Below are 1,152 nucleotides of genomic sequence, written 5' to 3'. Positions count from 1 at the left end.
GGGCATCTCGGTGATCGTTGCTCAGGAGGGGTTGTGGTGGGGCCGGGCGCGCAGGACGAGCTCGAGCTCGAACCGGGTCTGCGGGTCGTTGAGGGTCTCCCCGAACACGTCGCGCAGCTGGTTGACCCGGTAGCCGACCGTCTGTTCGTGGATGAGCAGATCGGCGGCCATCGCGGCGCGGTGCCCGTGGTGCTGGAGCCAGGACAACAGGGTCGCCCCCAGCCGCTCCCGCTGGGCGGGGCGCAGCTGCTCCAGCGGGGCCAGCCGTTGGGCGGCGAGGTCCTCGACCATGCTGTGGTCACTGAGCAGGAGCAGCTGGGTGAGGTGCTCGGTGACCCACAGCGGCCTCTCGTCGTCGGGATCGTGCTGCAGCAGGTCCCCGGCCATCACGGCCAGGCGCAGGGAGTCAGGTGCGGACTGCCAGGCCCGCCCCGGACCCACCACGGCGTTGCGCCCGGCGAGGACACGCCCCAGCTTCTGGCGCGCTGTCGGTGAGGAGGGCTCGGGCACGACCGCGATGATGTCACCGGGGCGGGACGTGAGCAGGGCGCGGGCGCCCAGGCGGGATTTCAGTCCCGTGCGCCGGTCCGTGGGCAAGGTGACCACCACGACCCGCTCGGGCAGGGCCCAGCCGGCCGCGAGCACGGCCGCCCGCACGGCGTCCTCCTCGACGTGGCCGCGGATCAGCATCTCCGCCACCGTGTCCAGCAGCCTGTCCTGCTCACCGGCCCGCTCGGACTGCTCCAGGGCGTAGCCCTGGGCGCTGGCGGCGGAGAGCTCCTCGATGTAGGCGAACACCGACTCCGCCAGAACGATCAGCACCGAGGCCTCGGCCCCGGCTTCCATGGCCACCCCCGACATCGACCGCAAGGTGGTGCGGGCCGCGGAGCGGTAGGCGGCGAACAGCGCGTCCATGGGCCGGCCCTGATGGACCTCGGCTCGGCCGAGCAGCTCATAGACGAGCCAGTCCTCATCGCGCAGGGCGGGTTGCTCGGAGGCGGCCAGGTCCAGGAAGCGGGTCAGGGCGGACTCGACCCCGTGCTGGATCTCCGGTCGCAACGGTCCGTCCAGCGATGTGGCATAGACCGGGACGTCCCGGTGCACCGCCGCCAGCAACTCCTGCGTGAAGACGGGCACGTGCCCCACCAGCAG

Annotated in this window: 1 protein-coding gene; it reads right to left on the bottom strand. The window is 72.1% G+C overall.

Annotated elements, in window-relative coordinates:
• Positions 1 to 21 precede the first annotated feature (21 nt).
• Positions 22 to 1,152: helix-turn-helix domain-containing protein (locus tag ACFYE3_RS19005; RefSeq protein WP_387612030.1), on the bottom strand; the 1,131-nt coding region annotated here is incomplete at its 5' end.

The sequence above is a fragment of the Kocuria arenosa genome, from assembly GCF_042879215.1.
Taxonomy (GTDB): Bacteria; Actinomycetota; Actinomycetes; order Actinomycetales; family Micrococcaceae; genus Kocuria; species Kocuria arenosa.
This window is presented reverse-complemented; position numbering and strand designations above follow the sequence as displayed.